Source organism: Pseudomonas sp. McL0111, assembly GCF_052567255.1.
The window spans coordinates 4,686,327-4,711,976 of the sequence record NZ_CP199585.1; the positions used below are offsets into that span (position 1 = coordinate 4,686,327).

Genomic DNA, 25,650 nt, shown 5'->3' on the forward strand with positions numbered 1-25,650 from the left:
GCAGAGCGCGCATTGTCTAGCAGCATAGAATGGGTGTAAATATCGAAAACGTTGCCGCTCGTGACGGTTTTGGAGATTACTAACGCCCATCACAAATACCACCGATATTCCCGCGCACTGATCTCCTGCATAAACGCCAAATGATCCTGGCGTTTGTTCTCGCAATACACACCCACAAACTCGGCGCCCAAACCTTCCCGTAGCTGCGGCTGATGCTGCATCGCCCTCACCGCTTCAAACATTTCCGTCGGAAAACCAACCCCGCTGCCGCGATCCTCATTCAACGGTGCGATCGGCTCCTGGCCCGATTCCAGCCCATGTTCCAACCCCACCAAAATTGTCGCCAACACCAGATAGGGATTCGCATCAGCCCCTGCCAGTCGATATTCAATACGCAGGTTCTTCTCATCCGACTCAGGAATGCGCAAACACGCATCACGATCTTCATAACCCCAGCTCGCTTTCGTCGCCGTGTTCACCGTACCGCCCAAACGCCGCATGGCATTCTGGTTCGGTGCGAAGATCGGCATGCTGTGGGGCAACAGTTCCAGGCACCCGGCGATTGCATGGCGCAGCGGTTGTTGCTGATTGGCCGCGAGCAGATTATTGCCGGTCGCGTCATAGAGGCTGACATGCACATGCATGCCGCTGCCCGGATGCTGCAAATACGGCTTGGCCATGAAACTGGCGCGGTAGCCATGCTTGAGGGCGACGCCACGGGTGCTGCGGCAGAACAGAGCGGCCCAGTCGGCGGCGCGTAAACCGTCGTCGAGGTGGCCGAAGTTGATTTCGAACTGGCCGGGGCCCAGTTCAGCAGTGATCACGGTGGCGTCGATGCCTTGAGCGCGAGTGGCTTCGACCATTTCGTCAAGCACCGGCGCGAAGCGAGACAAACGCTCGATGTGCATGTTCGGTTGATCGTCGGCGTCGTCGGTCAGGTCGTCTCGGGGGAACTGCGGTAAGCCGTCACGCAGTTTTTTGTCGAACAGATAGAACTCGAGTTCGAAGGCAACGACGGGGCGAATGCCTTTGCACGCCAGTCGATTGAGCACCTGCGCCAGCACTTCGCGAGGTTCGAATTCGATCGGTTTTTCGGTGCCGTCCGAGGTGATCAGCATCTGGCCCAGTGGCTGGGCTTCCCAGGTTACCGGTTTGAGTGTGCCCGGCACCAATCGGCGCACTGCGTCCGGGTCGCCGTCGTTGAAGCAGTAGTCGCCAATCTTGAACAACCCGCCCTGCACGCCGAGCAATACGCAGTTTTGCGGCAGTTTGAGTGCGCTGCCGGCGGCGACTTTTTCGAGCATGTCTACAGGGTAGCGCTTGCCGTAAAAGTGCCCCGCAATGTCCAGGGAAATCAGGTCGACATAACGCACCTCGGGGTAGCGTTGGCGAAAAGCACGCACTTCAGCCAGCAAGTCAGCGCAGACAGCGTCCATCGTGTTGATCCTTTTATTGTTATCAGGTGTAGACCCACAGCACGCGGGTGAGCTGGTCGGTGAGGTTGCCGTAGCGGCAACGGGTGTGACTGTCGAATTGAAAGCTGTCGCCGGCCACTAAGGTGGCAGGCTCCTCGTCATCGCCCAGCCACAGGGTCAGTTCGCCTTCAAGCACGTAACCGCCCTGCTCCGAGCTGTCGCTCAAGTGCCGGTCGCCGCTGCTCGCGCCGGCTTCCAGATGACTTTCAAGCATCGAGAACGAGGCGCGCATCTGCGGTGAAACCAGAATGTCGGTGATGCCGTTGGCGTAATACAGCGTGCGGCGTTCGTCCGGCCGGGTTACCCACGGCAGTTCCTTGGCTTTGGGCAAACTGTAGAAATAGGTGGTCGGCACGCCAAAGGTTTCGCTGATCGCCGTCAGGTCCGCCACCGTCGGCCGCGACAAGCCGCGCTCGACCTGCGACAGAAATCCCACCGAACGGCCGATCTTGTCGGCCAGTTCCTTCAGGGTCCATTTCTTGTGCTTGCGCAGGTCGTGGATCAGGATCGCCAGCGCGGCGATTTCTTCTTGCTTATTCATGGCTGGAATTCCGGTAAATGACTCATCAGATGCTGTCCCGCAGTCGATACCAGGCCTTGCCGATGGCTTCCAGCGGCGCGGCGAGGTGTTTGCCGCCGGGAAAACTGCCATTGCTCAAGCCTTGATACAACGTCAATTCATCCGTGTGACCGAGAATCGCATCGGACACCGCGCGTGCCGCCGCCAATGTCGGCAACACGCCATGCCCGGAATAACCCTGTAGCCAATAACGATTGCCCGCGCCGCCGACATCCGGTGTGCGATTGATCGTCAGATCGATGTGGCCGCCCCAGGCAAATTCGACCTCGACACCTTTGAGCTGCGGGAACACTCGTTCGAGAAAAGGCCGGGTCGCCGCGGCGATGTCCTTGGGCATACCGCCTAAATAGGTGCAGCCACCGCCGAACAGCAAACGGTTGTCCGGCGTGCGCCGGAAATAGTCGAGGACGAACTGGTTGTCGGTGACACAAACATTACTAGGCAGCAATGCAGTGGCTTGCTCCGCCGTGAGCGGCGCGGTGGCGATTTGGTAGGTGCCCACCGGCAAGATGCGGCTGGCGAGCTTGGGATCGAGTTCATCGAGATAGGCATTGCAGGCGAGCACCAGCACATCCGCGCGCACTGAGCCGCGCTCGGTGATTACCCGAAACCCGGCACCCTCTTTCTGATAACTCAACGCTTTACTTTGCTCATGGATACGGCCGCCGGCCCGTTCGATGGCGGCGGCCAGGCCCAGTGCGAGTTTCAGCGGATTGAGATGTGCGCCCTCCGGGTCATAAAGCCCTGCCTGATAACGCTCGCTGGCCACCCATTGCGGCAGCTCTTCGCGGCTGATGAACTGCAACCCATCGTGGCCCCATTTATGACTGGCCTCGTGTTGCCATTCGGTCAACAGACTGACCCGACGCGGCATCACCGATGTCCATAGATGCCCGGTGCGATAGTCGCAGTCGAAGCCATGGCGGTCGGGCAACTCGCGCAGTTCCCGAGCGGCCCAGCGCATGCCGTCCCACAAGCGCCGTGCCCGTTCATACCCGAGCGCAGCTTCCAGTGGCGGCATATCGCACGACCAGCCAGGAATCGCTTGCCCGCCGTTGCGCCCCGAGGCGGCCCACGCCACTCGACTGGCCTCCAGCAGCGTCACGCGTTTGCCGGCCAACGCCAGGCGCAACGCCGTGTGCAGACCGCTGAACCCGGCACCAATGATCACCACATCGGTGTCATGTTGCCCTTCCAGCACGGGCCGAGTGCTCAGAATATCGGCGCAACTGTGGGCGTAGTAACTGTCGACATGGCGCTGGGATTGCTGAAACATTCGGAGCCTCATGAAATTATGCTTTTATAATTTCATGAAAAACTACAGGACAATTTTCATGTCGGCAACCGGCAAAGCAGTGTTTCAGTCACCAACACAGGGTCAGCGCGTGGTCAGTCACGCAGCCAAGGAAGGTCTTGGCGCTGATAGCGATGCGCACGGAAGATTGCATTGTTTTCCCCCGGCAAATAGCTGCGCGAAGGTGCATCGGGATAGCTGGCGAAGAACGGATTGACGTATTCCCAGACCACTTCACCGGCCTGGTTCACTTCGAACAAGCGGCCGAAGTTGGCCTCGGTCACCAGCGTGTTACCGTTGTGCAAGCGTTGTGCGCCACCCATGAACGGGGTGAAAAAGGCATAGCCCGGAGTGTCGGCGTATTGCCATTCGATGCATTGAGTCACTGGGTTGATTTCGACGATGCGCGAGTGCGGCATGCTGATGTGCGGACGGAAAATGCCGTTGTCGAATACCAGCACGTTGCCGTTTTCCAGTTCACTCGGGCAATGTTGCTGCGCGACCAGATCGTGACCCAGACGCCACAACACTTCACCGCTGCCACGTTGCACGGCGATCACCGAGGAGACACTGCGCAGGCTGAGAATCACCTTGCCGTCGCGCCCCGGCGTCACTGCGTTGGTCATTGGCCAGTGATGACGTTCGAAGCACTCGTGCAGCGGGTAGTCTTCAGGTCGCAGGTGTTCCCAGCTGCGCCACTCCCAAAGCACATTGCCCTGGCGATCGACTTCCTTGACCACATCGGCATAAATCACTCCGCCCGGCGCCTCGCTGCCGGGAATCCCGCCGACTACGCGACGCGCCAGCTCCGCGCTCAACGGCTCGGCGGTGGTGTACAGCAGATTGCCGTTGTCCAGCCATTGCGCGTCGTGGTGATGAAGCAGATCGGTGTGTTCCCAGACCACTTCACCTTCAGGAGTGACTTCGCTGAACGCACCGCCATGCCACACCGACCAGCCCGGAAACAGATCCGGCGAATCAGGGTGATTGCCGTTGTAGCCAAGGTTGCCGTTGCGCAGGATCACTGCGTCGCGGCCGGGGCGTTGCGGCAGTTTCCAGCGATGGACGATCTCGCCGTCAAGGTCGATCAAGTACACGTTGCCATCCGCGGTTTGCGGGGCGAACAAGGTGTAACCGCCGGCGCTGCGGGCATGATCGACAGCGATCAAACCGGTTTTCCGGCGTTTGAGGGTGGTGCGTTCCTGATTGGGCATAGCTTTTCTCCAGGCGTATAAATCCCGGCCGACAGCAAAGCGGCCAGGCGAAGTCGAAGGGGTTGTTAAGGCGTTGGTAGCAAGGTGTTGAAGCGGTCGTCGAATATCTGCTCGACCTGCAACGGGCGCGGGATCAGGCGCTCGGCGGCAAACATGTCCGCCAGCCGCTGTTGCGACGTGATGACCGAGGGCTGGATCGGCACGTAGCGAAGGTCTTGATGCGCGAGCATTTCTTGCACCAGCGCGACCGGTAGACGGGTAGTTTGCGCGAATACATCGGCCCAGTCTGCGGGGTGCGCGGTGGCCCAGGCTTGGGCGCGCGCCAGTCTGGCCAGCAGATCCCCGACCTGCCCCGCTCGCTCGGGGTCTTCCAGTGCGCGCTTGCTGGCGACCGTAAAGTTCAGACCGGTTTCCGGCCAGGCGCTGCCGTCCAGCAGAATCCGCGCTCCTCGGGAAGTGGCCTGACCAACAAACGGATACCACACCGACCAGGCTTCGAGTTTGCCGCTGGCAAAGGCATTCTGCGCATCCACCGGGCTGACGTAGGCAATGTTCACGTCGCGCGGCGTGAGACCTGCCTGATGCAACGCCGCCAACAACAAATAATGGCCGCTGCTGCCTTTGGCCACGGCGATTCGTTGCCCTTTGAGATCCGCCACCGTCCGGGCACTGGAACCGTCAGGCACCAGCAACGCGTTATTGTTTTGCGCGCCACTCGCGACGCCGATGATGCGAATGTCGAAACCGCCAGCCTGAGCGAACACTGGCGGCGCATTGCCTACCACGCCGGCATCGATCGCCCCGGCGCTGAGCGCTTCGAGCATGGTTGTGCCGGCCAGGAACGGGTGCCACGAAAGCGAGTACGCCAGATCCTTGTCCTCTCCCGCCGCATGCAGCAAGGCCTGAGTCAGGCCGCTTTGATCGCCCATCTTCAACGGCTCGCTCGCGGCGGACGCAGGATGGGCGAGCAACAACGCCGCGCAGCACAACAGGGCTTTAAGCCTTGCAGTCAGCGGGTGCTTGGCAGCAGGAGGTTTTAGCGGCATTGTCGTGCTCTCATTTATGCATTGATTTCAGTATGTCGAGGCCTGCCGTGCCGCTCCATGCCAAACACCCCTCCTTTGCTGCCATATCGGACATTCCGCCGCCGCTTCCGCGGACGGTTGTAGTGCTGGCGTTCGATGATCTGTTGCTGCTCAATGCGGCCGGACCACTTGAGGTGTTTGCCGCGATACCACGGGTTTTGGCGGGTTCCTTCAGCGCGAATCCGCCTTATCGCTTGCTGGTCGCCTCGCCGCAGGGTGGTCAGGTCATGTCGATCTCGGGCATCACCGTGACCACCTGTTCGCTTGAGCAGATCGACCAGATGGCACCCGTAATCGATACGCTGATTGTCGCGGGCGGACCGGGGATGGCAGCCCTCGAAGCCGATGAACACGCCTGTGACTGGTTGCGCAAACGCGCCGCGCAGATCCGCCGGCTTTGCTCGATTGGCACCGGCACGTTTGCTCTGGCCGCCGCCGGCCTGCTCGATGGTCGAAGAGTCGTGACTCACTGGAAGTTTGCCGAGGAATTACAGGCGCGCTACCCGGCGGTGTTATGCCAAACCGATACGCTCTATCTGCATGACGACAACCTCTGGACTTGCGGCGGTGCCACGGCAGGAATTGATCTGGCGCTTGGTCTGGTCGAGCAGGACCTCGGCGCCCACGCGGCGTTGGCACTGGCGCGTTACTTCACCGTGTTTCTGTGGCGCAGCGCCGAGCAACCGCAACTCAGTGCTTCGCTTAACGCCCAGTCCAAGTCCTTGCGCACTGATCCGGACGTGCGCATTGCGCGCCTGCATGCGTGGATTGCTGGCAATCTCAACGGTGATTTGCGAGTGGAACGGCTGGCCGAGCAATTCGGCATGAGCCCGCGTCACTTTGCTCGTGCGTATCTTGCCGCTACCGGTGAAACACCCGCGCAAGCCGTGGAGAACTTGCGCCTTGAAGCCGCCAGCCAACTACTGAAAACCACCCGAGAACCGATCAAGCGAATTGCCGAAACTGTCGGTTTTGGTCGTGAGGAACGCATGCGGCGGGTCTTTCAAAAGCGACTGGGCAGCAGTCCCCAGAGTTATCGCAGCCAGACTCAGCCGGTTTCGTCTGCGAGCCAAACCACCGGCCACCCCTCTTCGACGATAAGCATTGCCCTGGAAGGATTGGCCCAGTAGCGCTGCGGGATACGCTCAAACTCCGCTCCAGCCTTTTTCGACTAACGTGAATGGGTGCTTGTGCCTGATTTACTTCCCCTGAATGCTGGAGTCTGACCATGAAAACCATCGTTTCCTGGCTGTCGATTACGCTGTTGGGTCTGGCGCTTGGCGCCTGTGTTGCAGTCGGTGCCTCAAGCGGCGGAGCCGGTGAAATGGAAATTCGCTCGGGGAAAATCGAGCAGATCACCCAGACCCAGATGCAGACCAACCACGACAGCGGTGTCGGCGCGATATTGGGAGGTATCGGCGGGCTCGGGCTCGGCAGTCTGATCGGGCATGGCACCGGCCGCGATGTGGCAATGCTCGCTGGCGCACTCGCCGGTGCAGCAGGCGGCAATTACGCGGAAAAACGCAAATACGATCAGCCCCTCGATGCCCAACAGATCATCGTCAGAACCAACAGCGGTGTATTGGTCTCGGTGACTCAACCGATCAATCCATCGTTGGCAAAAGGCATGAGCGTGTATGTCGAAGGCGCCGGCAGCGAGGCACGGGTAGTCGCGCAGCACTAGATCGGGGGATGGACGAAAGGGATATTGAACGGCAAATCGTTACTGCGCAGACAGATGCATCGACTTGATTGATCAGTAATGGCCACAGGGACCGGCCACGTTGTTTTTTCGTCGGTTTCCAACCCCTGCGAGGGAAAATGCCATGAGCGAACCAAAAACCCCGGTCGGTTTAAATGAAGACATCTGCGTTCATATCTTTACCGCGTCAGCCGCCATGGTGGGCGTATGCATTACGGTTATCGGGATTTTTCAAGTCGTCACGACGTTACGAAAAGAGGGCACGATTGGCGATGACTTGCTCGCAATCAACGCCATCTTTTACTTGATTACCACCCTGCTTTCCTACTGGGCCTTGCGCACCCGACAGTTGAACCGCAATCACTTGTTGGAAAAGGTTATCGACGGTCTTTTCCTGTTCGCCCTGACCTGCACGACATTTATCGCCGGCTTTATCACGTGGGCCATCACCTTTACGACATGACGGGAAAACGTTTCGAGAGTGTCTCAGCCAAATGCGAGATGAAAATCCCGTTCCGAGGCGATTATCAAATGACCAATCTCGCTCATGCTACCGCGGCCCAATTCCTGGCACACGCGTTCGCCCCCGGCCAGCACTGCGCTGGCCGCCCCTCTTCCACGATGGGCATTGCCCTGGAAGGATTGGCCCAGTGGCGCCATGGGATATGCTCAAACTCCGCTCCAGCCTGAGGGCTATTTCAGCTAAACCAAAACGCAGCTTTGCTCAAAGCTCAAACGCGGCCCTTTAGGACGAACTTTCTCTCTGTCGCCATAGCCAAGACTGCAGAGAAAATTGCTTTTCCAGCGACCGTCCGGGAAGAATTCATGATCAAGCCTCGCGCTATCGAAACCGGACATGGGGCCGCAATCCAATCCTAGCGCCCGCGCGGCCAATATCAGGTAAGCGCCCTGCAAGCTGCCGTTACGAAAAGCTATCGTAGCGGCTGCTGCAGGATCATCGCGCAGCATGGCTGCCAGGTCGTACGCAGAGAACAACTGGGGAAGAAACTCAATAAATTGCGTATCGATGGCGATAATCACCGTCACTGGCGCCGCCAGAACTTTCTCGCCATTAGCACCCTTGAGTGCCGGAAGCATACGTTGCTTGCCCTCCTCCGACTGCACAAAGAGAAACCGCGCAGGGTTGCAGTTGTTGGCGGTCGGGCCTTGCCTGAGCACTTCGTAAAGACGCTTGAGCAACCCATCATCAACGGGCTTTTCCAGCCAGCCGTTGTGTGACCGAGCGGTTAAAAACAGTTGATCAATGGCTTGATCGCTAAGCGTTTCGTTCAAGATTTCATCCCTCTTAATGTTCGGGGTCTGTGAATTCAGGCTTGAACATTAAGGTCGGGCTGATTTCTTCGAAAGACGGCAAAATCTGCAGGGTGTTACCTAAAAGGTATACGCGCGCCTGCTGCCGCAGAATCTACAGTTTTTCGTTGTTATCCAGTGCTGCCTGCTCGGCCATGTCGTGCAGAAACTGTGCGGCCGGGGTCAAGGGCAACTCTGTGTGGTAAACCGAGCAAATGGGCGGTGCATCGGGGATGCCCGTCACCATAATTCGGCTCAGCAAATTGGTCGCATTGATAAACCCGAGCCATTGTTCCGGCAACGGCGCAAGCAGATCGGATGAGGAAACGATGCTGGTCACGCTCATGCTCGAGGTGGCCTGCATGACGATATTGGGCGATGGCAGCCCGGCGAGTTTGAAAACGCTGAGCACTTCATCGTCGATGTTTTCCGCAACCGGGGTGGTCAGCCATTCGGCGTCAATCAGCTCTTCCAGCGTGGTTGCATGCTGCAAGGGATGACCGCGCCGGCCGACGATGATTCGGCGGTTAATCATCAACGGTTTGATGCTCATGTTGGTGTGCTGCTGCGGTTTGGTCACGGGGCCGAAATAAAGATCGATCAAACCATCGCGGATATCGGCCTCCAGCATGGGATAGGTGCCTTCAATCACCTTTACGCGGACACCGGGAAAGCGCCGGCGAAAACGATCCAGGGTCAGGGGCAACAATCCCATCAACGCCGCGCCCGAGCAGGCGACAACGATAGAACCTTTATCAACGCCGCGATGTTGATCCAGCTCATCAAGGGTGCGCTGGTACTCGGCCTGTATCGCCTTGGCACGCCGCACGAACAATTCGCCCGCCTTGGTCGGCACCATTCCTAACCTGCCTCGCTCGAACAGGGTTACGCCCAACTCCTCTTCCAGTTCCTTAAGGCTTCGCGACACGACCGGCTGAGCGAGGCCCAGACTCCGTGCGGCGGCGCGCAGGCTGCCGCGTTCAACGACCGCTACGACGTTACGAAAGTGGTGCATTTTCATCGCGTGACAGCCTCCCGAGGCAAAAGAGAAAGGCTGCTGGGGTATATACCTTTCAGGTAACACCCTAAGTGTTTTGCCATCTTTCGACAAGATCAGCCGCGCTCTACAGTTTCCACCGTAGTGCCGGTTCTCGCGACTTTGCTTACCGGGCAGAAGACCACGCAGAACCGGCGCAACCTCAAGACAGAGGTGCTTCTTACAACAACAGTCTGACCCAGATGAGAATGTCGAAAAATGGCCTGTATTTCGAAAGCGCTAATTGTAGGTGGTGGAGTTGCGGGACTGTCGGTGGCGATCGCCTTGTCCCGCCTCGGTGTGCATTGCGAAGTGGTCGAACTCCACGGCAAGCCTGACGGCGCCTCGATGGCCTTGTCCGGTCGTGCGGCCGAAGCCCTGTTTGAACTTGGGGTGTACCAAGAGTGCTGCGACACCGGCAGAACTTTCGCTGCTGATTCGACTGCTGCCTCGCTCTACGCCGCTGACGGGCAACTGCTCCGCGCGGCACCTCGCAGACCAGAATGGCCAGGTTCGAAGGATGGCGTTGCCGTATTCCGTCCAGCGTTTGCGCAGATTCTGGAAAACACCGCGAACTCGCTGTGCAGCATTCGCAAAGGCCTGACGATCACTGCCATCGACGACAGTGGCGATTCAGCGCTGGTGACTTTTTCCGATGGTGAAACTCGCTCATTCGATCTGGTGATCGGAGCTGACGGTATCCACTCTCACACCCGCAAAATGGTTTTCCCCGAGATTGGCGAGCCTGAGTACTCCGGCCAGATCAGCATTCGCTGGATGGTTCCTGGCCCGGCCATCGAGGGCGAAGGCTGGTACACAAGCGATGTCGGCAAAGTAGGCTTCTACCATCTGCCGCATCAAAACCTGACGTATGTCCCTGCCGTGCTGACGATTCCCGAGCGCACATGGCTGAGCGACGCCGATGTGCTCGGGCTCTTTACACGCTTGCTGGATTCGATTTCAGCGGCACCGATCAAGCACCTTCAAGAGCGTCTCAAGTCAGACTCCGCACTGATCGGGCGCCCGTTCGACTGGATTCTCGTCCCGGATCAATGGCATCGCGGTCGCACCCTGTTGATCGGTGACGCCGCCCACGCAACCACCGCGCATTTGGGTATGGGCGCCGGCATGGCGCTCGAAGACGCAGTAGTGCTGGGCCAGTGCATTGCAACCGCCACCTCATTGCCAGAAGCACTCGATGCGTTCATGCAACGCCGTTTCGAACGGGTAAAAACCGTCGTCGACAGCAGCGTCAAGCTCTCGCAACTGGAACAACGGAAAGCGCCGCCCACCGAAAACGGCGCGGTGATGATGGCTGCCTTGACGGCCATTTCGCAACCTTACTGAGTAACCCCGCACAACCTGAGAAAGCGTCTTTCTCAACTCATTTTCCACCCGACCGGAAGCGTTTTTTCCATGACCAACAAGAACAAGGCAAACGCGCAGGACATCACCGAGATCAGCCAGTTGCTGTTGAACTGGGGGTTCTTTCGCGACCATAAAATGTGGGACGAATTGCGCTCGACGTTCGTCGATGACGGGACCATCCATCTAACCTGGTACATCGGTTCGATTCAGGGCTTTGTCGAAGGCTCGAAAGGCATGTCGAAGAGCCCGGTGAAAACCATGCACGTGATGAAACCTTCGATCATCGACGTCAGCGCTGACCGTGCCATCGCGATCACGCCGGCATCGATCATGGCCCGCTCGGAAGTCGCCAGCCCCGGTCTGGATCTGACGTCAGAGGCGCTGTTCTACGACTTCATCGTCAAGGACAACGGCAACTGGAAGATCTCCCGCCGCTACTGCATCTATCAGAAAGACCGCCTCGACAGCATCGAGCCATCGCTGGTGTTCTGGTTCAAAAGCCTGTGGATGGACACCAGCCAGTTCGACCCGGCATACAAATACCTGGGCTTCATGCTGAACAAAACCGGTTTCGCCGTTCAGCCCGGGCAATACGTCGACAACACCGAAGCGACCCATCAACTGTATGCCGAAGGCAAAGCCTGGCTTGCTGAGGCAAGGGCATTGCAACCCGCTTGATGCTGCACCCGCTAGCCGGCAATGACGCTGTTCGACACCAACAACAATAAACAGCCAGCCTTTCAGGCGTCCGGCATCGCCGAATCTGAAAGGCCCAGGCTCAACAGGAAGCGTGCGATGACAATCATAACCAAGGGGGCCGGTCTACTGCCCTCGATTGACGAAATGCCCATGAGCCGCGCCCAGATTCTGGTGCTGTGCCTATCCGTATTGCTGGCTGCACTCGACGGTTACGACGTATTGGCGACCGCGTTCACCGCGCCGGCGTTGAGCGTGGCCTGGAACATCGATAAAGCCACGCTGGGGATGCTGCTTTCCAGCGGCCTGGTCGGCATGGCAATCGGTGCTTTGGCGCTGTCGCCGCTGGCAGATGTATGGGGGCGTCGACCATTGGTGTTTGGTGGTCTCGCACTGATGATCGGCGGCTCACTGCTCTCGGCTTTTTGCGAAAATATTCAGACCCTGGCGGCGTGCCGGGTAATCACCGGAATGGGCATCGGCGTGATGGTGCCCCTGACGATGTCGATTTCCGCAGAGTTCTGTAACAGCCGTCGTCGGGCCTTCGCTGTCGCGATCACAACGGTCGGTTTTACTTTCGGCTCGATTCTGGGCGGCTTGATCGCGGCACCGCTGCTGACGCACTTTGGCTGGCACGCGGTGTACATCTCCGGCGCTGTCGCCGGCGCAATCGTGGTGCCGATTGTCATTTGGGTTTTGCCTGAATCCCCAGCGTATCTGCTCACCCGTCGTCCAGCCAACGCGCTGGCTCGCATCAACCGTGTGCTTGCGCATCTAAAGCACCCTCCGCTGAGCGAACTGCCTGAGAAACGAGAATCGCAACGGCCTTCCTACAAAGCGTTGTTTGGCCCGGAAATCATTGGTGTCACCGTGCGTCTGACGCTGATTTTCATGCTCGCGTCGACGACGATGTATTTCTTGCTCAACTGGATGCCTCAGTTCATCGCTGATGCCGGTTTTCCTCCGGCCACAGGCAGCCGTGTTTCGGCTGTCAGTCATGCCCTTGGGATGATCGGTGCGGTCGTACTCGGCGCGCTGGCAACTCGCGTAGGCGCCGGTCGGGTGGCTTCTTTCGGGATGATTGGCTTCGGTATCTTCGTCGGCGTGTTTGGCTTCACCCCGCCGGTGCTGACGACGTTGATTCTGGTGGCCGCCCTCGCCGGCTTCTGCATCTCCGGCGCTACCGGAGTGTTTTACGCGACCATGGCTTCGGCCTTCCCTCCCCACACCCGTGTGACTGGCATCGGCTTCATTCTTGGCGTCGGCCGCGTGTCCAGCGTTGTCGGTCCTGCGCTGGCTGGCTGGATGTTCGCTTCTGGGTTTTCTCGTGGCCAAGTGTCGCTGTTCTTCGCGGCTGCGCCGATTCTTGCCGGTTTGATCCTGCTGTCCATGCCCAAGTCAAAAGACAACGCAGCGCAGCCCGCCGTGGCACATCCGCGCGCGTGATGATGAACCCAATACCGAACAATTCAACACATCAAAATTCAATGCGTAGGAATCAACATGAAACTTGCTTCGTATCTCGTAGAAGGTCGTGAACGTTTTGGTCTGGTACGTGCCGATGGCATCGTCGATCTCAGCTCGCGACTTCCGGAAGTGGCTAGCCTGAAAGCGCTGTTAGAACATGGGCTGGCCTGCCTCGACAACCTTACCCTGCCGAGTCAGGTCGACTACACATTGAGTCAGGTCAGTCTGCTGCCGGTGATCACCAACCCGGGCGCAATTTTCTGCATGGGCATGAACACTCACTCGCATTGTGCGGAAGTAGCGCAGTTCAGTGGGCATGAGCATGTGCCGCCAAAGCCGTACGTATTCACTCGAACCGCCCGTTCGCACGTCGGCCATGCCACACCGATGGAAAAGCCTAACAACAGCCCGCTGTACGACTTCGAAGGCGAAATCGCAATTATCATCGGCAAACTTGGCCGGCACATCAGTGAGGCCGACGCCCTCAGTCATGTCGCCGGTTACGCCTGCTACAACGACGGTTCGTTGCGTGATTATCAATGCCACTCGCCAATGTTCACCGCAGGTAAAAACTTTCCTAAATCCGGTGCGTTCGGCCCGTGGATGGTCACTGCCGATGAAATCACCGACCCGACGACGTTGACGCTTACTACGCGCTTGAACGGCAACGTGGTGCAGGAAATGCCCTACGCGGACCTGATCTACAGCTTCCCGCAGATCATCAGCTACATTTCCGAATTTACCGAGCTGCAACCGGGTGATGTCATCGTTACCGGTTCTGCCGCAGGCGTGGGTTTGTTCCGTAAACCACAACTGTGGATGCAGGAAGGCGACGTCTGCGAAGTGGAAATAGCCGGTGTCGGCGTACTGCGTAACTCGATCATTGGCAGCCAGGGCATCAACCGCGCGCCGGTGAGCAAAACCGATCCGGTGGCAGCCTTCAAAGAAGCGCTGGAAATCTACAAAAGCCATTAAGCCAACAGGTCTGCACGAGGACAGTGGCGGTAATTTTATGTGGCGGAGTGAGTACGATGTTTCGTAAAACAGCAGTAGGCGTAGTTGTTGTAGTAGCCGTCCTGGCTGGTGTGGCCTTTTTCATGCCGAGGCCCTCTCCGCCCGTTCTTGCCAAGTTACTGACCATGTATGCGGCGGTAGCGCCCATCACGGTTCATCCCGTCAGTGAGGGCATTTATTACGTCAGCGGTGGCATGGCCAATAGCGGGATTATCGTGGCGAACTCGAGTGTCATCCTCGTCGATGCGCAGATGTTCGCTCCAGCAGCGAAGAAAGTCCTGAAGGCCATTGCGCAAATCACGCCCAAACCCGTGAGCACCATCATCCTCACCCACAGCGATCCAGACCACGTCAACGGCTTGCCGGCTTATCCGCGTGGCCTGGAGATCATCGCGCAGGAAAACACCGGGCCGGAAATGCAGGAAGCCCTGCAAAACCCGTTGATGAATACAACGACCACGCCGGCAGAGTTAAAGGACTACTTGCCCACAAAAACCGTTAAAGACAGCGAGACCATTGTCGTCGACGGCGTGACGCTGCAACTGATGCACTTGGCTCCCGCGCATACTGACAGTGATTTGATCATCTACCTGCCGGCGCAAGATGTTGTATTCACCGGCGATATCCTCGCCCCGGATTTCAGCCAATACCCTGGCATCCACCTCAACAAGCACGGTTCATCCCTCGGCTGGATCAAAACCATGCAAGCGCTGATTGCACTGAATGCGCAGGTTTATGTGTCGGGCCATGGTCAGCCGCTCAAGCGCGCGGATCTGCAAGAGCGCCTGCAAATCGCGATGTCGCGTCGAGCCGAGATCGAACAACTGGTGGCGCAACATAAAACCCTCGATGAAGTGAAAGCGGCGCTCAACGATCCGCCGCCAAGAGGACTGGCGAAAATGTTCCCGACGTTCACTGAAACGACGTACCAGGAATTGACGCAGCAATAAATCCCTACCTCGTCGCAGCCCCCCTCCGAAAACCCGAAACGCTCGCTATCGATTGGTTCGGGCCGCCTCACGGCTCAGCAACATCCAATAAAAATAATCGAACTCTGTAATGGCGGAACTTCACATGCAATTTCAACATTTCGATTTGAATCTCCTGCGCTCCCTCGATGCTTTTCTTACCGAACGCAACGTCACCCGGGCGGCCGAAAGGCTCTTCGTCACGCAGCAAGCGATGAGTGCTTCACTGCGCCGCTTGCGCGAACATTTCGATGATGAACTTTTGGTGCGTGTCGGTCGCAATTTCGAACTGACACCTCTGGCAACAGCGTTGATGGAACCGGTGAAAACCTCGTTATCGAGCATTCAAACGGCACTGCAAGTTCGACCGAAGTTCGACCCGAAAACCGAGCAACGACACTTCAAAGTGGCAATGACGGATTACGCGGCAATGGTGCTGATGCCGAGCGTGCTGCGTCTGCTGCTGCAATCCGCACCGCATACAGTGATCCATGTTGAGCGTCTGGATGCCGACAGTTACAACCGTCTGGAGCGTGGCGATCTGGACTTTTGCGTGGGTCTGATCGACTGGGACAACCACAAGGTCTACAAACCCAGCGAACACTTTCGGATCGAAGGCTTGTTCCGTGATGACTTTGTCTGTGTAGTCGACCCTGCGCATTTCGACGCGACCAATGACATCACGCTGGAACAGTACATTGGTGCGCCGCATGGCCAGGTGTCGTTTGGCAGCGATTGGCGCACTTTGATTGATCGCGGCTGGCTGCGTGCCGGCATCGAACCGCGCATCGTCACCAAGGCGCCAAGCTTTTCCAGCCTGATCATGATGCTGCCTGGCACACCGCTGGTTGCGACTATTCATCGCCGAATGGCACAAGCTATGGCCCACGCGCTGAATCTGAAAATCATGGAGTGCCCGATTGAAATCAGACCGCTGGAAGAGTCGCTGGTGTGGCTGGACCGCAATGACTCTGATCCCGGACATAGTTTTATCCGGGACCTGTTCAAGGATGCGGGTCGGAAAATCTGATATTCCAGCCAATGAAAAAGCCGTCTTTCGACGGCTTTTTTTGCGACTGTAATACGGCTTAGAAGTTGAACAACAATCCCAACTTGAACGTCAGCGCGTGGTTGATATCGGCAGTAAACGAAGGATCTTTGGTGTACCCCACGGCTGAAGACAGATAGACGCCGCGGGTAACGTGCATCGCATATGCCGCCGTAGCACTCAATTGCGTAGAGGCAGTGTCGATTTTGCGGGCGGCCAACGTATCCTGGGCTTCCTGACTGAACACGTTTTTGCCTACGACAAAGGAAACCTTGTCCAAAGGACGCGACTTGAACGGGCCATAGTAGTACATGCGCGCCTCATAGTTCTGGGTGTACAGGTTGACATCGGAAGGCGCGTACATCGCCGATGCACCTACATAGAGACCATGAACCGGAATGCTCTTGTCGGGCTGAGTGACTTGGTAGTCCGCCAATGCCCAGTAGGCTTTGTTGGACTCTTCGCCACCTTCAAAGGCTTTATATTTGGTCGGGTTCGAGACACCGCCCGCACGAACCCACAGCCGGTTACCGCCTGGTGTAGGTTTGCGATCTATACCCACTTCACTGACGTAAAGAACTTTGGCGTCTTCCATCGAAGCATCCAGACCGATGCCGTTGTTCTCGACTTCATACACCCGCCCATTCGGCGAAACGCTGCGCTGCACGCCACCGCGCGCATAGAAACCATCCTCGCCCTTATAGGCCAGGTTGACCATCGGCGGCGTGGTTACCGGATCACTCAAACCGGCCTCTACCGGGATCACCGAACCGAGGGTATTGGTCAGCGTCGCGTCACCACCGGTGAATAAACCGACATAGGTATACAAGTTCGGCTCGAAACCTGCTTTCAACTCAACTTTCTTGTCGAGAAAAGTTTGAAAGTAACTCAGGCAGGCGACCGCCGTATTGTTCGGTGGGTTACCCGCAACAGAAGAGTTGGTCGAGTTTACGCACGCCATGATCTTGGAGTTCGGCAGCCCCAAGTCGTCCAGACCATAAACAAAGTCAATAAAGTAGGTGCCGGCCATTAAATCGCCGCCCTGCCCGACATAACTGTCTTTGGGTTTATTGTTGTTCTGATTAAAGTCAGTGATGCCGTTAATCACAATACGTGGCTCGATGCCGATATTGTGTTTAGCCAACTCACTGCGCCAGCTACCGCTGTCCGCCAGGATAGAGTCCTGTAACGGCGGGAACCGGGTCGTCAAGCCTTGGGCTTGCCATGTCAGTGAGTTGATTTTCGCCCACTCGGCATCACTGGTTTGTCCATCTGCTGCCAGGCCCAGACCCGCATAGCACGTCAAGGCTGCACCGGCCGCGCAGCAATACGCCAAATTCTTCATACAACTCCCCTATTATTTTTGTGATAAGGATGTCTTCAAAGACAAACATTATTTTTTTGGATGTATTAATCAGAACTTGAAGCCATCCATGGGCCTCTGTCACTAAAACGGGAACTTCGCGTCCATATAACGAGCGCTTATCGAATAGTCTCGTTTCAGCCGGGACTTGGGAAATCACATGTGCTTGTTGATGGCATCAGCCTTACTTGTGACTGACCGGTGCTGGAATTATGGCGAATGAATAATGTGTGGTGAGAGAGCTTGCTCTCACACCACAGCTCGGCTTCACGGGATTAGAGAACGTTGCTCAGATCGAGCTGAACGATGCGCGCAGCTTCTTCGTGGCTCACACCCAGGCCTCGAAGCACGTATTGCACTGCGCTTTCAACGGCAGACACAGGACGAGTCCCGGTCAAAACCTGACGTAGTAGAAACAGCATGCCGCCAATAATGCAGTCCACTGTGGCATCGACATCCACAACGTCAAAGTCGTTGGATTCATTGCCGATCCTGATGTCACGCGCCAAGGGTTTACCCATGATCGCCAGCATGTCGTTGATGCTGTAAATCGAGTACACCAGAAACCAGCCCCAGATCGGGTCGCAAATTCCACGGTGTACGCAAAGACGGAAATTGGTGCCGACGATCTCGGCGATGCCGGTGGTCGGAGTGACAGCAGCTTCAAACGCTTCGACCAGCAACTGCGCGTCGTCGATAAACACCGCGCGGGCAATTTCTTCCTTGCTGGAGAAGTAGTTGTAGAACGAACCGAAGGACAGCTCGGCCTCTTCGGTGATGTCGTTGATCGTCGTTGCTTCGATGCCCTTGCCGGCCATGACGGTGCGCGCCGCACGCAAGAGTTTGTTGCGCGTGCGCAGTCGGGCTTTCTCATTGATGCGCGGCTTTTTGACTTCCGTCGTCGGCACAGCATCATCAGCGACTTTTTCTGGCGAGGGGGCAGCGGTTTTTGAGCGCTTTGGCGATCGCGGTGAAGGCGCTGCTATTTCATTCATTGGGGTGACCGAGAGGTGACTTTTTCAATGGGGCCAAGCATACCCGATTCAACTGTCACCAGACAGAAACCGGGCTTTAGAGCCCCGCCGCTGCGGCTGACGGGGTTTGTGACAGGCAATGACCCAGCGTTAAAACGCGACGTTGTCACGCCCTTTCAAGCCCATGATCTCACGCGCCTCATCCGGGGTAGCCACGCTGAAGCCCAGCGATTCGATCACCGATTTTATCGCTGCAACCTGCTCGGCATTGCTTTGCGCCAGTCGGCCTTTAGCGGCCCAGAGGTTGTCTTCGAGGCCCACACGTACGTGCCCGCCCATCAACAGAGACTGCGTGACAATGCGCGTTTGATGAGCGCCCGCGCCCAACACCGACCAGTTGTAAGTGTCACCAAACAGGCGGTCAGCGGTGCGCTTCATGTGCATGACATCTTCCGGGTGCGCACCGATGCCGCCACGGATACCGAACACCGACTGAATGAACAGCGGGTCTTTGACCAATTGGCGGTCACGAAAATGCGCTGCCGTGTAGAGGTGGCCGATGTCGTAGCATTCGATTTCGAAGCGCGTGTCGTTCTGCGCGCAGGTGCCGAGAATGTGCGCAATGTCCTTGAAGGTGTTGCGGAAGATGCGCTCGTCGCTGGCCTCCAGGAACGGCTGTTCCCAGTCATGTTTGAACTCTTTGAAGCGCTGCAGCAGTTCATAGGTGCCGAAGTTCATCGAGCCCATGTTCAACGAAGCGACTTCGGGCTTGAAACGCATGACCGGTTGCAGCCGTTCTTCGATGGTCATGGCCGGCGAGCCACCGGTCGTGAGGTTGATCACGACGTCGGACTCTTGTTTGATCTGTGGCAGAAACTGCTCGAAGAGATTCGGATCCTGGCTCGGAATTCCGGTCTCTGGGTCACGGGCATGCAGGTGGACAACCGATGCGCCCGCCTCTGCCGCTTCAATCGAGGCGCGGGCAATTTGATCGGGCGTAATCGGCAGGAACGGCGACATCGACGGCGTGTGAACAGAGCCAGTGATGGCGCAGGTGATGATAATTTTCGACGCTTTGGCAGCCATGGGGATTTCCTTGTAGGTTTTTTTGGAGAGGTCAGCGGGTCAGGCGAGGAATTCAGGCGACAGCGGCGGTGCCCATTGCGAGAGACCATCGAGGCTCAGCGGCTCATGGGTGACCGGGGTCGTGTCGTTGACCAGATCGCCGTCCGTCCAGTGCTCAATCTTGTTGCCGGCCGGATCCAGCCAGTAATCGAAGATCTGGCTGCCCTGCACATGCCGGCCAATGCCCCAAGAGTGGTTGTATTGTTTTTGCGTGAGGAACTGGCTGCCGCAAGCCACATCATCCCAATCCAGCACTTCGAATGCGCAGTGGTCGAACGCCGGTTCTTCGGCGCCCATGTTGATCAACGCAACGGTGTGGTGGTCGGTGAACTCGTCCCCCAGACCGCAATGCATAAAGGTTGCGACGGTGTTTTCCGGGGCTTCGGCGAAGTAGCTGTCGGACACACGGAAGCCCAACAGGTCCTGATAGAAACTGAACATCGCCGCGAAATTGACCGTCTTCAACACCACATGGCCAAGGCGCATGACGTGCGAAGGCTGGATGTCGATGCGATTGGTTTTGCCGAGGCGCGGGCGTTGTTCAGCGTTGTTCAGTAACAGCGGCGGCCGTGCAGTCTGTGGCGCAATCACGTCGCCGGCGTGGAGCAAGTCCACGCGCAGGCCATCTGGGTCTTGTAGTGTCAGTACCCAGCCAGTGCCGAGTTCAGTGTTTTCACAGATGTCGCTGTTGAAGTGAGTGGCAACGCGTTTCAAATCATCAAAACTGGCGATTTGAAAACCTATGCCCAGCGCTTTTTTCGGGCCGCGTTGTGCGATGTAGGCCGGGTAACCACCCTTATAAGTTGCCATCTGCAAAGTGTCGGCAGTTCGAACGTGCGGCAGCAGTCCGAAATCGCGCAAAAACTGTTCTTGAGCGTCGAGATCTTCGACCTGGTAGCGAACATAGGCAATATCACGTACAGCAATCATGGCGTGCTCCTTTTGTAATTGTTGAGATGGAGTTGTCAGCTAGCCGAGATCGAACCAGCAGGTCGCAGGGTCGAGAGCATGGAGTTGCTTGTAAGAGCCGGAATAGAAGAGCAACGGACGACCGTCCGACTCTTCCACGGCTTGTACATCGGCGGTATAGATCAGGTGATCGCCACCCTCGTGAACCGCGTTGGCGCGCACCGCGAGTTGCACCAAAGCACCGGCCAATACCGGGGCGTCGCCCAGTTGGCGATAGTCCACCGGCAGATCCGCCACAGGCCGACCGCCGAAGTGACTGCTCAGCGCTTCGTGTTCTTCCCGCAGAAAGCTGATGCCAAAAGCCTCGCCGGGTTTGATCGCGCCAGCGAATCGCGCCTGATTGCGCACAGCGATCAAAACCATCGGCGGATCGACCGACAGAGACATAAAGGCGTTGGCCGTCATGCCGCTGAATTGCCCTTCGTGGATGAAGGTGATCACGGTCACGCCGGTGGCGAATTTGCCCATCACGCGGCGAAAAACCCGCGCGTCTATTGCTTTGGCTTGCATGGTCGTCTCCCGGTGAATACGCAGCGTTGCGCGCTTAGATAAACGGCGTGCCGGCGGTATTGCCGCAAAGAAGCCGGCCGTAGGTTTCGAAATTCAGAGAGGGGTTGACGATGCCGTGCAAAGAGGCCACCCGCGCGTCTTGCCAGATTTTGGTCATCGGGTTATTGGCCGAGGCCAACGAGCCACCCGAGGCCGACGCGAGCATGTCGACGGCTTGCCAGATCAGGGTTTCGGCGTAGCCAACATCGCGGCGTACCTTGGCGCGTTCGAGGTAATCCATGTAGACGCCCGATGCGGCGCTGGCATCAATGGTGTCGGCGTGGCGCTCAAGAATGACCCGCGCCGCGTCGATTTTCGCCGAGGCTTCGCCGACCACCAGATGGGTGACGGGCGCGTCGGCCTGCTTGCTGTACCAGGAATACTGGATGCCGCGACGTGGCAGCGTTTCGAGGAATGTTTCCAGTGCCGCGACGCCGAGGCCCAATGCAGGGAAGGCCAGAATGATCGCCAGCATCGGCATGCACGCCGCGCGATACGCCGACTCGCCTTCCAGATGCGTCGACTGGTAATTGCCTTCGATGGCCTGGCTGACCGACGCAATGCGCGAGTCCGGCACAAACACATTGCTGACTGACACGCTGGAACTGCCGCTGCCACTGATACCAATGACGTTCCAGTCATTGAGGATCTGCACTTGCTCGATCGGAATCAGCGCCGCGCCTTGGTCCAGCACTTTACCGTGCTCATCGACCAAGGGAATACCGAGCATGTCCCACGTCGCGTGGTAGACGCCGGAATTGAAGCCCCACACGCCCTCTTCGATCAGATAACCGCCCTCGACTTTGCGTACGACGGCTTTACGTGGCGATAGAACACCGACAACCCGAGCCGGTTTGGCGCCGCAGAACACCTCTTTTGCGGCCTCCTCGCCAAAGAACGACGCGGCACACCAGTTGGTAATGTTGGTCAGCGCGGTGACCCACGCCACCGATGCGTCACCACGACCGATTTCAGCGACCACATCGAGAAACGTCCGCACCGAAACCTGACTGCCGCCGTAACGACGCGGAATGGTCATGCCCAGCAATCCACCTGCATCCAAGTCAGCGAGCGTTAGTTCCGGCAGGCGTCCGAGACCGGCAGTTTCTTTGCTGCGTTCTTTCAGTGCAGGTACCAGCGAGCGCGCATGAGCCAACAGGCTAGCGCTATTTCCAAAGGTGTCGGAGGCATTACCGGGTAGGTCGCTGCGTTGGAGCGAAGTCATGTTCTCACCTGTTTTTATCTTGTTTTGGGGTTCGCCACGTCCAGCGAAGAAGCGCCGTCAACGTGTTATTGATATCCTCTACAAAAATGAGACAGTATTCAATTGTTTTCTTTTGCAGCATTTTCAACGCCCGAATCACTACATTTCAAAACGCTGTAAAGCACGTTATCCAACCGTTCATGGCCGCCTTCAGCCATGACCAATAACAAAAGAGGTTGTGCAATGCCCCAATTCAACGCCCCGCTCACCGATATGCGTTTTTTGCTTCATGAGGTTTTCTCGGCGCCTGCGATATGGGCTCGCTTGCCTGCACTGGCGCAGCAGATCGACGCCGCTACCGCTGATGCAATTCTCGAAGAGGCCGCAAAAGTGACCGGCGGCCTGATCGCCCCGCTCAATCGCAGCGGCGATGAAGAAGGCGCGCAATGGCGCGAAGGCAAGGTGCAAACACCTGCTGGATTCAAAGAGGCCTACGCAACTTATGCCGAAGGTGGCTGGGTCGGGCTTAGCGGTAATCCAGCGTTCGGCGGCATGGGCATGCCAAAAATGCTCGCGGTGTGTTTCGAGGAGATGCTTTACGGCGCCAATTGCAGTTTCGCGCTCTATTCAGCGTTGAGCTCCGGCGCCTGCCTGGCGATCGATGCGCATGCCAGCGAAGAACTGAAAAACCAATACCTGCCGCCGATGTACGAGGGGCGCTGGGCCGGTTCGATGTGCCTGACCGAAGCGCACGCCGGTACAGACTTAGGGCTGATCCGCACGACTGCGCAGGTGCAAGCGGACGGCAGTTATCGCATCAGCGGCAGCAAGATTTTCATCACCGGTGGTGAGCAGGACCTGACTGAAAACATCGTTCATCTGGTACTGGCCAAAGTGCCGGGCGCGCCGTCAGGGGCAAAAGGGATCTCTCTGTTTTTGGTGCCCAAGCGGCTGGTCAACGATGACGGATCGCTAGGGGACCACAATGCCGTCAGCTGTGGCTCCATCGAGCACAAGATGGGAATCAAGGCGTCTGCAACGTGCGTGATGAACTTTGACGGTGCCGGTGGCTGGTTGATTGGCGAGGAAAACAAAGGTCTCGCCGCCATGTTCACCATGATGAATTACGAGCGATTATCCATTGGCATTCAGGGCCTCGGTTGCGCAGAAGCCTCGTACCAGAATGCCCGCGCCTATGCGCTTGATCGGCTGCAAAGTCGCGCACCCAGCGGACCAGTCGCGGCGGACAAGGCTGCCGATCCGATCATCGTTCACCCGGACGTGCGTCGAATGTTGCTCAGCATGAAAGCCATGACCGAGGGTGGACGCGCGTTTGCCTGCTACGTCGGTCAGCAACTTGATCTAGCGAAATTTGCCGAGGAAACCGAAGAACAACAACGCGCCGCTGCGCTGGTAGCCCTGCTGACACCCGTGGCCAAAGCGTTTTTTACCGACAGCGGATTAGAGAGCTGCGTGACCGGTCAGCAGGTATTTGGCGGCCACGGCTACATTCGCGAATGGGGGCAGGAGCAGCTGGTTCGAGACGTGCGCATCGCGCAGATTTACGAGGGTACCAATGGCATCCAGGCGCTGGATCTGTTGGGGCGCAAAGTCGTTGGCAACGGTGGCGTCAGCCTGCGCCTGTTCACTGATGAGATTGCACAGTTCACCCAGCAAAAAGACGGCCCATACCGCATCGAACTGGCCGCCGCCGCCGAACGGCTGAATAACCTCAGCCACTGGTTACTGGACAAAGCCAGCTTCGACGACAATCTGGTCGGCAGTGCTTGCGTGGAATATCTGCAAGTCTTTGGCTACGTGGCATACGCGTACATGTGGTCGCGTATGACCCAGGCGGCGCAGAGCAATCCCGACTGCAGCGCGGCGTTCTATCAAGCGAAACTGGCGACGGCGGAGTTCTTCTTCACACGCCTGCTGCCACGGATTGATAGCCTGGAACAGTGCATCCGTGCGGGTAGTGGCGCGTTGTTCAGGATGCCGGCGGAGCAGTTTTAAGCGTTTGAGCCAAGGCGTTACCTCGGTAGCGGATCACGTTGCGTTGGTGATCACGCTACTGCGGAACGTCTGAGAGCATTTTTCCCAACAGGCTCTCGAGGCACTTCAGCTCCTCAGTCGAGAGGCACTCCGTGAATTCATTCATCGCGGCGGCCTCCATCGGCGGGAACATTGATCTCAATGTTTCGCCTTTATCGGTCAACATCAGACGCACCTGACGTCGATCCTGCCCGTCCTGACTACGCGCGATGAGTCCTTTACGCTCTAGACGATCGAGCATTCGCGTCATCGAAGCACTGTGGATGGACAGGTGCCGGCATAGCGCGACCGCCGTGTCATCGCCGCGCCCCACAATCCTCAGCACTTTGAGTTGCGCGGCGGTGATGCCCAGCGGCATCAGGTGTCGATCCAGCAACCGATCTTTCAGCGTGGCCGTCAGCCCAAGCAATATTCCGAGGTGGACGGTTTTGAAGCTGGCGGCAGAAAATTTGGCCATATGTTCCCTCCTCTTCCAATGCATGGGCCGATCGTTGTGGCGCTTCCCGCCGTACTTAATCGATCAGATTTCGGGTACCAAAATCTTCTGAATGGCTGGACCGATAATCCTCACCAGTTCTTCATGTTCTACGGCCACCATCATCGGCACACCGATGATGCGTCGGCTGACCACCATGCCGACCAGCAACGACGCCGCGAGACCGGATCGCAGCTTTGCTTCAGGCTCCAGATGCTCGTGAGTACCACCGAGCAATCGCGATTGAATGAAAGCGCGTAGCTGATCGCGTGCCTGATCATTGACGAAGGCACCACGCAGCGTGGCCATCAACGGTTCCGACTCTTCCGGGATGCCCTCCCACGCGGTGAGAAACGCGCGTACTACTCGCTCGCCCAAGTGTTCGTCCGGGCCTTCATAGAGCGCGTCGAACCGCTCCAGAGCAGAAGCCGGGATTGCCATAACCGCCGCGAAGAGTTCGTCCTTGGAGCGGAAAAACTGCATCACTTGAGCCACATCGACCCCTGCGTCAGCCGCGATCAGACGGATAGTCGTGGCGGCAAAACCGTCGCTGGCGAAACGCGCACGTGCCGCTTCGAGCACCAGATGCCGCGTGCTGTTGGGGCCTGGTCGACGCCCACGACGCGGCGCAGGAGTGGTTTCTTTCTTCATAGTCATATCCAAATTATTACGAAACAT

25 protein-coding genes are annotated in these 25,650 nt (G+C 57.7%); 10 read left to right on the plus strand and 15 right to left on the minus strand.

Going from position 1 to position 25,650, the window contains the following annotated elements:
• Positions 1 to 89: 89 nt before the first annotated feature.
• The 5 genes from ACTWLJ_RS21370 to ACTWLJ_RS21390 form a co-directional block, all read right to left on the minus strand.
• Positions 90 to 1,436, minus strand: coding sequence for a glutamine synthetase family protein (locus tag ACTWLJ_RS21370; RefSeq protein WP_445178334.1), 1,347 nt, complete (start codon positions 1,434 to 1,436; stop codon positions 90 to 92).
• A gap of 22 nt (positions 1,437 to 1,458) precedes the next feature.
• Positions 1,459 to 2,016, minus strand: a complete 558-nt coding sequence (locus ACTWLJ_RS21375; protein WP_445178335.1) for a helix-turn-helix domain-containing protein — start codon at positions 2,014 to 2,016, stop codon at positions 1,459 to 1,461.
• Positions 2,017 to 2,041: 25 nt separating this feature from the next.
• Positions 2,042 to 3,331, minus strand: a complete 1,290-nt coding sequence (locus ACTWLJ_RS21380) for an NAD(P)/FAD-dependent oxidoreductase (protein ID WP_445178336.1) — start codon at positions 3,329 to 3,331, stop codon at positions 2,042 to 2,044.
• 113 nt (positions 3,332 to 3,444) lie between these two features.
• Positions 3,445 to 4,563 (minus strand): aryl-sulfate sulfotransferase, encoded by a 1,119-nt coding sequence (locus tag ACTWLJ_RS21385; RefSeq protein WP_445178337.1) that lies wholly within the window; start codon positions 4,561 to 4,563, stop codon positions 3,445 to 3,447.
• A 65-nt stretch (positions 4,564 to 4,628) separates the two neighbouring features.
• Positions 4,629 to 5,609 carry an ABC transporter substrate-binding protein gene (locus ACTWLJ_RS21390; protein WP_445178338.1) on the minus strand — a complete coding sequence of 327 codons (981 nt, stop codon included), beginning with the start codon at positions 5,607 to 5,609 and terminating at the stop codon, positions 4,629 to 4,631.
• Between the two features lie 122 nt (positions 5,610 to 5,731).
• On the opposite strand from ACTWLJ_RS21390, the gene ACTWLJ_RS21395 reads away from it, so the two are divergent.
• The 3 genes from ACTWLJ_RS21395 (at position 5,732) to ACTWLJ_RS21405 (ending at position 7,813) form a co-directional block, all read left to right on the plus strand.
• Positions 5,732 to 6,778: a GlxA family transcriptional regulator gene (locus ACTWLJ_RS21395; protein WP_445178339.1), complete on the plus strand. Its 1,047-nt coding sequence runs from the start codon at positions 5,732 to 5,734 to the stop codon at positions 6,776 to 6,778.
• Positions 6,779 to 6,876: 98 nt separating this feature from the next.
• Positions 6,877 to 7,332 (plus strand): glycine zipper 2TM domain-containing protein, encoded by a 456-nt coding sequence (locus ACTWLJ_RS21400; protein ID WP_445178340.1) that lies wholly within the window; start codon positions 6,877 to 6,879, stop codon positions 7,330 to 7,332.
• Between the two features lie 142 nt (positions 7,333 to 7,474).
• Positions 7,475 to 7,813: a hypothetical protein gene (locus ACTWLJ_RS21405; protein ID WP_401208106.1), complete on the plus strand. Its 339-nt coding sequence runs from the start codon at positions 7,475 to 7,477 to the stop codon at positions 7,811 to 7,813.
• Between the two features lie 239 nt (positions 7,814 to 8,052).
• Here the strand turns inward: ACTWLJ_RS21405 and ACTWLJ_RS21410 are convergent, their stop codons facing one another.
• Both ACTWLJ_RS21410 and ACTWLJ_RS21415 read right to left on the minus strand, forming a co-directional pair.
• Positions 8,053 to 8,643: a malonic semialdehyde reductase gene (locus ACTWLJ_RS21410; RefSeq protein WP_401208109.1), complete on the minus strand. Its 591-nt coding sequence runs from the start codon at positions 8,641 to 8,643 to the stop codon at positions 8,053 to 8,055.
• Between the two features lie 133 nt (positions 8,644 to 8,776).
• Positions 8,777 to 9,772, minus strand: coding sequence for a LysR family transcriptional regulator (locus ACTWLJ_RS21415; RefSeq protein ID WP_445178341.1), 996 nt, complete (start codon positions 9,770 to 9,772; stop codon positions 8,777 to 8,779).
• A 144-nt stretch (positions 9,773 to 9,916) separates the two neighbouring features.
• On the opposite strand from ACTWLJ_RS21415, the gene ACTWLJ_RS21420 reads away from it, so the two are divergent.
• From ACTWLJ_RS21420 to ACTWLJ_RS21445, 6 genes are all read left to right on the plus strand, one after another.
• Positions 9,917 to 11,044: an FAD-dependent monooxygenase gene (locus tag ACTWLJ_RS21420; protein WP_445178342.1), complete on the plus strand. Its 1,128-nt coding sequence runs from the start codon at positions 9,917 to 9,919 to the stop codon at positions 11,042 to 11,044.
• 69 nt (positions 11,045 to 11,113) lie between these two features.
• On the plus strand, positions 11,114 to 11,743 hold the full coding sequence (locus tag ACTWLJ_RS21425; RefSeq protein WP_401208118.1) for a nuclear transport factor 2 family protein: 630 nt from the start codon (positions 11,114 to 11,116) through the stop codon (positions 11,741 to 11,743).
• 117 nt (positions 11,744 to 11,860) lie between these two features.
• Entirely contained in the window at positions 11,861 to 13,207 is a 1,347-nt protein-coding gene (locus ACTWLJ_RS21430; protein WP_445178343.1) for an MFS transporter, read from the plus strand.
• A 57-nt stretch (positions 13,208 to 13,264) separates the two neighbouring features.
• Entirely contained in the window at positions 13,265 to 14,203 is a 939-nt protein-coding gene (locus tag ACTWLJ_RS21435; protein WP_445178344.1) for a fumarylacetoacetate hydrolase family protein, read from the plus strand.
• A gap of 23 nt (positions 14,204 to 14,226) precedes the next feature.
• The gene (locus ACTWLJ_RS21440) at positions 14,227 to 15,192 is read left to right on the plus strand and encodes an MBL fold metallo-hydrolase (protein ID WP_445178345.1); all 966 of its coding nucleotides are present in this window, start codon (positions 14,227 to 14,229) and stop codon (positions 15,190 to 15,192) included.
• Positions 15,193 to 15,316: 124 nt separating this feature from the next.
• A complete protein-coding gene (locus ACTWLJ_RS21445; protein WP_401208129.1) occupies positions 15,317 to 16,240 on the plus strand; it encodes a LysR family transcriptional regulator in 924 nt (307 codons plus the stop codon).
• A gap of 58 nt (positions 16,241 to 16,298) precedes the next feature.
• Here ACTWLJ_RS21445 and ACTWLJ_RS21450 read toward each other — a convergent pair whose 3' ends face one another.
• The 6 genes from ACTWLJ_RS21450 to ACTWLJ_RS21475 form a co-directional block, all read right to left on the minus strand.
• The gene (locus tag ACTWLJ_RS21450; protein WP_427632118.1) at positions 16,299 to 17,603 is read right to left on the minus strand and encodes a carbohydrate porin; all 1,305 of its coding nucleotides are present in this window, start codon (positions 17,601 to 17,603) and stop codon (positions 16,299 to 16,301) included.
• 293 nt (positions 17,604 to 17,896) lie between these two features.
• Entirely contained in the window at positions 17,897 to 18,529 is a 633-nt protein-coding gene (locus tag ACTWLJ_RS21455; RefSeq protein WP_401208134.1) for a TetR/AcrR family transcriptional regulator, read from the minus strand.
• Positions 18,530 to 18,745: 216 nt separating this feature from the next.
• Positions 18,746 to 19,681: a 3-keto-5-aminohexanoate cleavage protein gene (locus tag ACTWLJ_RS21460; RefSeq protein ID WP_401208137.1), complete on the minus strand. Its 936-nt coding sequence runs from the start codon at positions 19,679 to 19,681 to the stop codon at positions 18,746 to 18,748.
• A 39-nt stretch (positions 19,682 to 19,720) separates the two neighbouring features.
• The gene (locus tag ACTWLJ_RS21465; protein ID WP_401208140.1) at positions 19,721 to 20,650 is read right to left on the minus strand and encodes a VOC family protein; all 930 of its coding nucleotides are present in this window, start codon (positions 20,648 to 20,650) and stop codon (positions 19,721 to 19,723) included.
• A 39-nt stretch (positions 20,651 to 20,689) separates the two neighbouring features.
• Positions 20,690 to 21,199 carry a flavin reductase family protein gene (locus tag ACTWLJ_RS21470; protein ID WP_445178346.1) on the minus strand — a complete coding sequence of 170 codons (510 nt, stop codon included), beginning with the start codon at positions 21,197 to 21,199 and terminating at the stop codon, positions 20,690 to 20,692.
• Positions 21,200 to 21,233: 34 nt separating this feature from the next.
• Positions 21,234 to 22,463: an acyl-CoA dehydrogenase family protein gene (locus ACTWLJ_RS21475; protein WP_427632124.1), complete on the minus strand. Its 1,230-nt coding sequence runs from the start codon at positions 22,461 to 22,463 to the stop codon at positions 21,234 to 21,236.
• A gap of 222 nt (positions 22,464 to 22,685) precedes the next feature.
• Here ACTWLJ_RS21475 and ACTWLJ_RS21480 point away from each other — a divergent pair, with 222 nt between their 5' ends.
• On the plus strand, positions 22,686 to 24,458 hold the full coding sequence (locus ACTWLJ_RS21480; RefSeq protein WP_445178347.1) for an acyl-CoA dehydrogenase C-terminal domain-containing protein: 1,773 nt from the start codon (positions 22,686 to 22,688) through the stop codon (positions 24,456 to 24,458).
• Between the two features lie 55 nt (positions 24,459 to 24,513).
• On the opposite strand, the gene ACTWLJ_RS21485 is transcribed toward ACTWLJ_RS21480, so the two are convergent.
• Positions 24,514 to 24,954, minus strand: coding sequence for a MarR family winged helix-turn-helix transcriptional regulator (locus ACTWLJ_RS21485; protein WP_424485926.1), 441 nt, complete (start codon positions 24,952 to 24,954; stop codon positions 24,514 to 24,516).
• Positions 24,955 to 25,017: 63 nt separating this feature from the next.
• The gene (locus ACTWLJ_RS21490; protein WP_401208154.1) at positions 25,018 to 25,623 is read right to left on the minus strand and encodes a TetR/AcrR family transcriptional regulator; all 606 of its coding nucleotides are present in this window, start codon (positions 25,621 to 25,623) and stop codon (positions 25,018 to 25,020) included.
• Positions 25,624 to 25,650: the final 27 nt, after the last annotated feature.

What these genes read in the sequence shown, in the direction of transcription:
- ACTWLJ_RS21430 (WP_445178343.1), top strand. Translation starts at nt 11,861, where the DNA reads ATGACAATCATAACCAAGGGGGCCGGTCTACTGCCCTCGATTGACGAA.
- ACTWLJ_RS21490 (WP_401208154.1), bottom strand. Translation starts at nt 25,623, where the DNA reads ATGAAGAAAGAAACCACTCCTGCGCCGCGTCGTGGGCGTCGACCAGGC.
- ACTWLJ_RS21420 (WP_445178342.1), top strand. Translation starts at nt 9,917, where the DNA reads ATGGCCTGTATTTCGAAAGCGCTAATTGTAGGTGGTGGAGTTGCGGGA.
- ACTWLJ_RS21390 (WP_445178338.1), bottom strand. Translation starts at nt 5,609, where the DNA reads ATGCCGCTAAAACCTCCTGCTGCCAAGCACCCGCTGACTGCAAGGCTT.
- ACTWLJ_RS21445 (WP_401208129.1), top strand. Translation starts at nt 15,317, where the DNA reads ATGCAATTTCAACATTTCGATTTGAATCTCCTGCGCTCCCTCGATGCT.
- ACTWLJ_RS21385 (WP_445178337.1), bottom strand. Translation starts at nt 4,563, where the DNA reads ATGCCCAATCAGGAACGCACCACCCTCAAACGCCGGAAAACCGGTTTG.
- ACTWLJ_RS21425 (WP_401208118.1), top strand. Translation starts at nt 11,114, where the DNA reads ATGACCAACAAGAACAAGGCAAACGCGCAGGACATCACCGAGATCAGC.
- ACTWLJ_RS21450 (WP_427632118.1), bottom strand. Translation starts at nt 17,603, where the DNA reads ATGAAGAATTTGGCGTATTGCTGCGCGGCCGGTGCAGCCTTGACGTGC.
- ACTWLJ_RS21470 (WP_445178346.1), bottom strand. Translation starts at nt 21,199, where the DNA reads ATGCAAGCCAAAGCAATAGACGCGCGGGTTTTTCGCCGCGTGATGGGC.
- ACTWLJ_RS21465 (WP_401208140.1), bottom strand. Translation starts at nt 20,650, where the DNA reads ATGATTGCTGTACGTGATATTGCCTATGTTCGCTACCAGGTCGAAGAT.
- ACTWLJ_RS21375 (WP_445178335.1), bottom strand. Translation starts at nt 2,016, where the DNA reads ATGAATAAGCAAGAAGAAATCGCCGCGCTGGCGATCCTGATCCACGAC.
- ACTWLJ_RS21380 (WP_445178336.1), bottom strand. Translation starts at nt 3,331, where the DNA reads ATGTTTCAGCAATCCCAGCGCCATGTCGACAGTTACTACGCCCACAGT.
- ACTWLJ_RS21480 (WP_445178347.1), top strand. Translation starts at nt 22,686, where the DNA reads ATGCCCCAATTCAACGCCCCGCTCACCGATATGCGTTTTTTGCTTCAT.
- ACTWLJ_RS21370 (WP_445178334.1), bottom strand. Translation starts at nt 1,436, where the DNA reads ATGGACGCTGTCTGCGCTGACTTGCTGGCTGAAGTGCGTGCTTTTCGC.
- ACTWLJ_RS21435 (WP_445178344.1), top strand. Translation starts at nt 13,265, where the DNA reads ATGAAACTTGCTTCGTATCTCGTAGAAGGTCGTGAACGTTTTGGTCTG.
- ACTWLJ_RS21475 (WP_427632124.1), bottom strand. Translation starts at nt 22,463, where the DNA reads ATGACTTCGCTCCAACGCAGCGACCTACCCGGTAATGCCTCCGACACC.
- ACTWLJ_RS21485 (WP_424485926.1), bottom strand. Translation starts at nt 24,954, where the DNA reads ATGGCCAAATTTTCTGCCGCCAGCTTCAAAACCGTCCACCTCGGAATA.
- ACTWLJ_RS21405 (WP_401208106.1), top strand. Translation starts at nt 7,475, where the DNA reads ATGAGCGAACCAAAAACCCCGGTCGGTTTAAATGAAGACATCTGCGTT.
- ACTWLJ_RS21400 (WP_445178340.1), top strand. Translation starts at nt 6,877, where the DNA reads ATGAAAACCATCGTTTCCTGGCTGTCGATTACGCTGTTGGGTCTGGCG.
- ACTWLJ_RS21460 (WP_401208137.1), bottom strand. Translation starts at nt 19,681, where the DNA reads ATGGCTGCCAAAGCGTCGAAAATTATCATCACCTGCGCCATCACTGGC.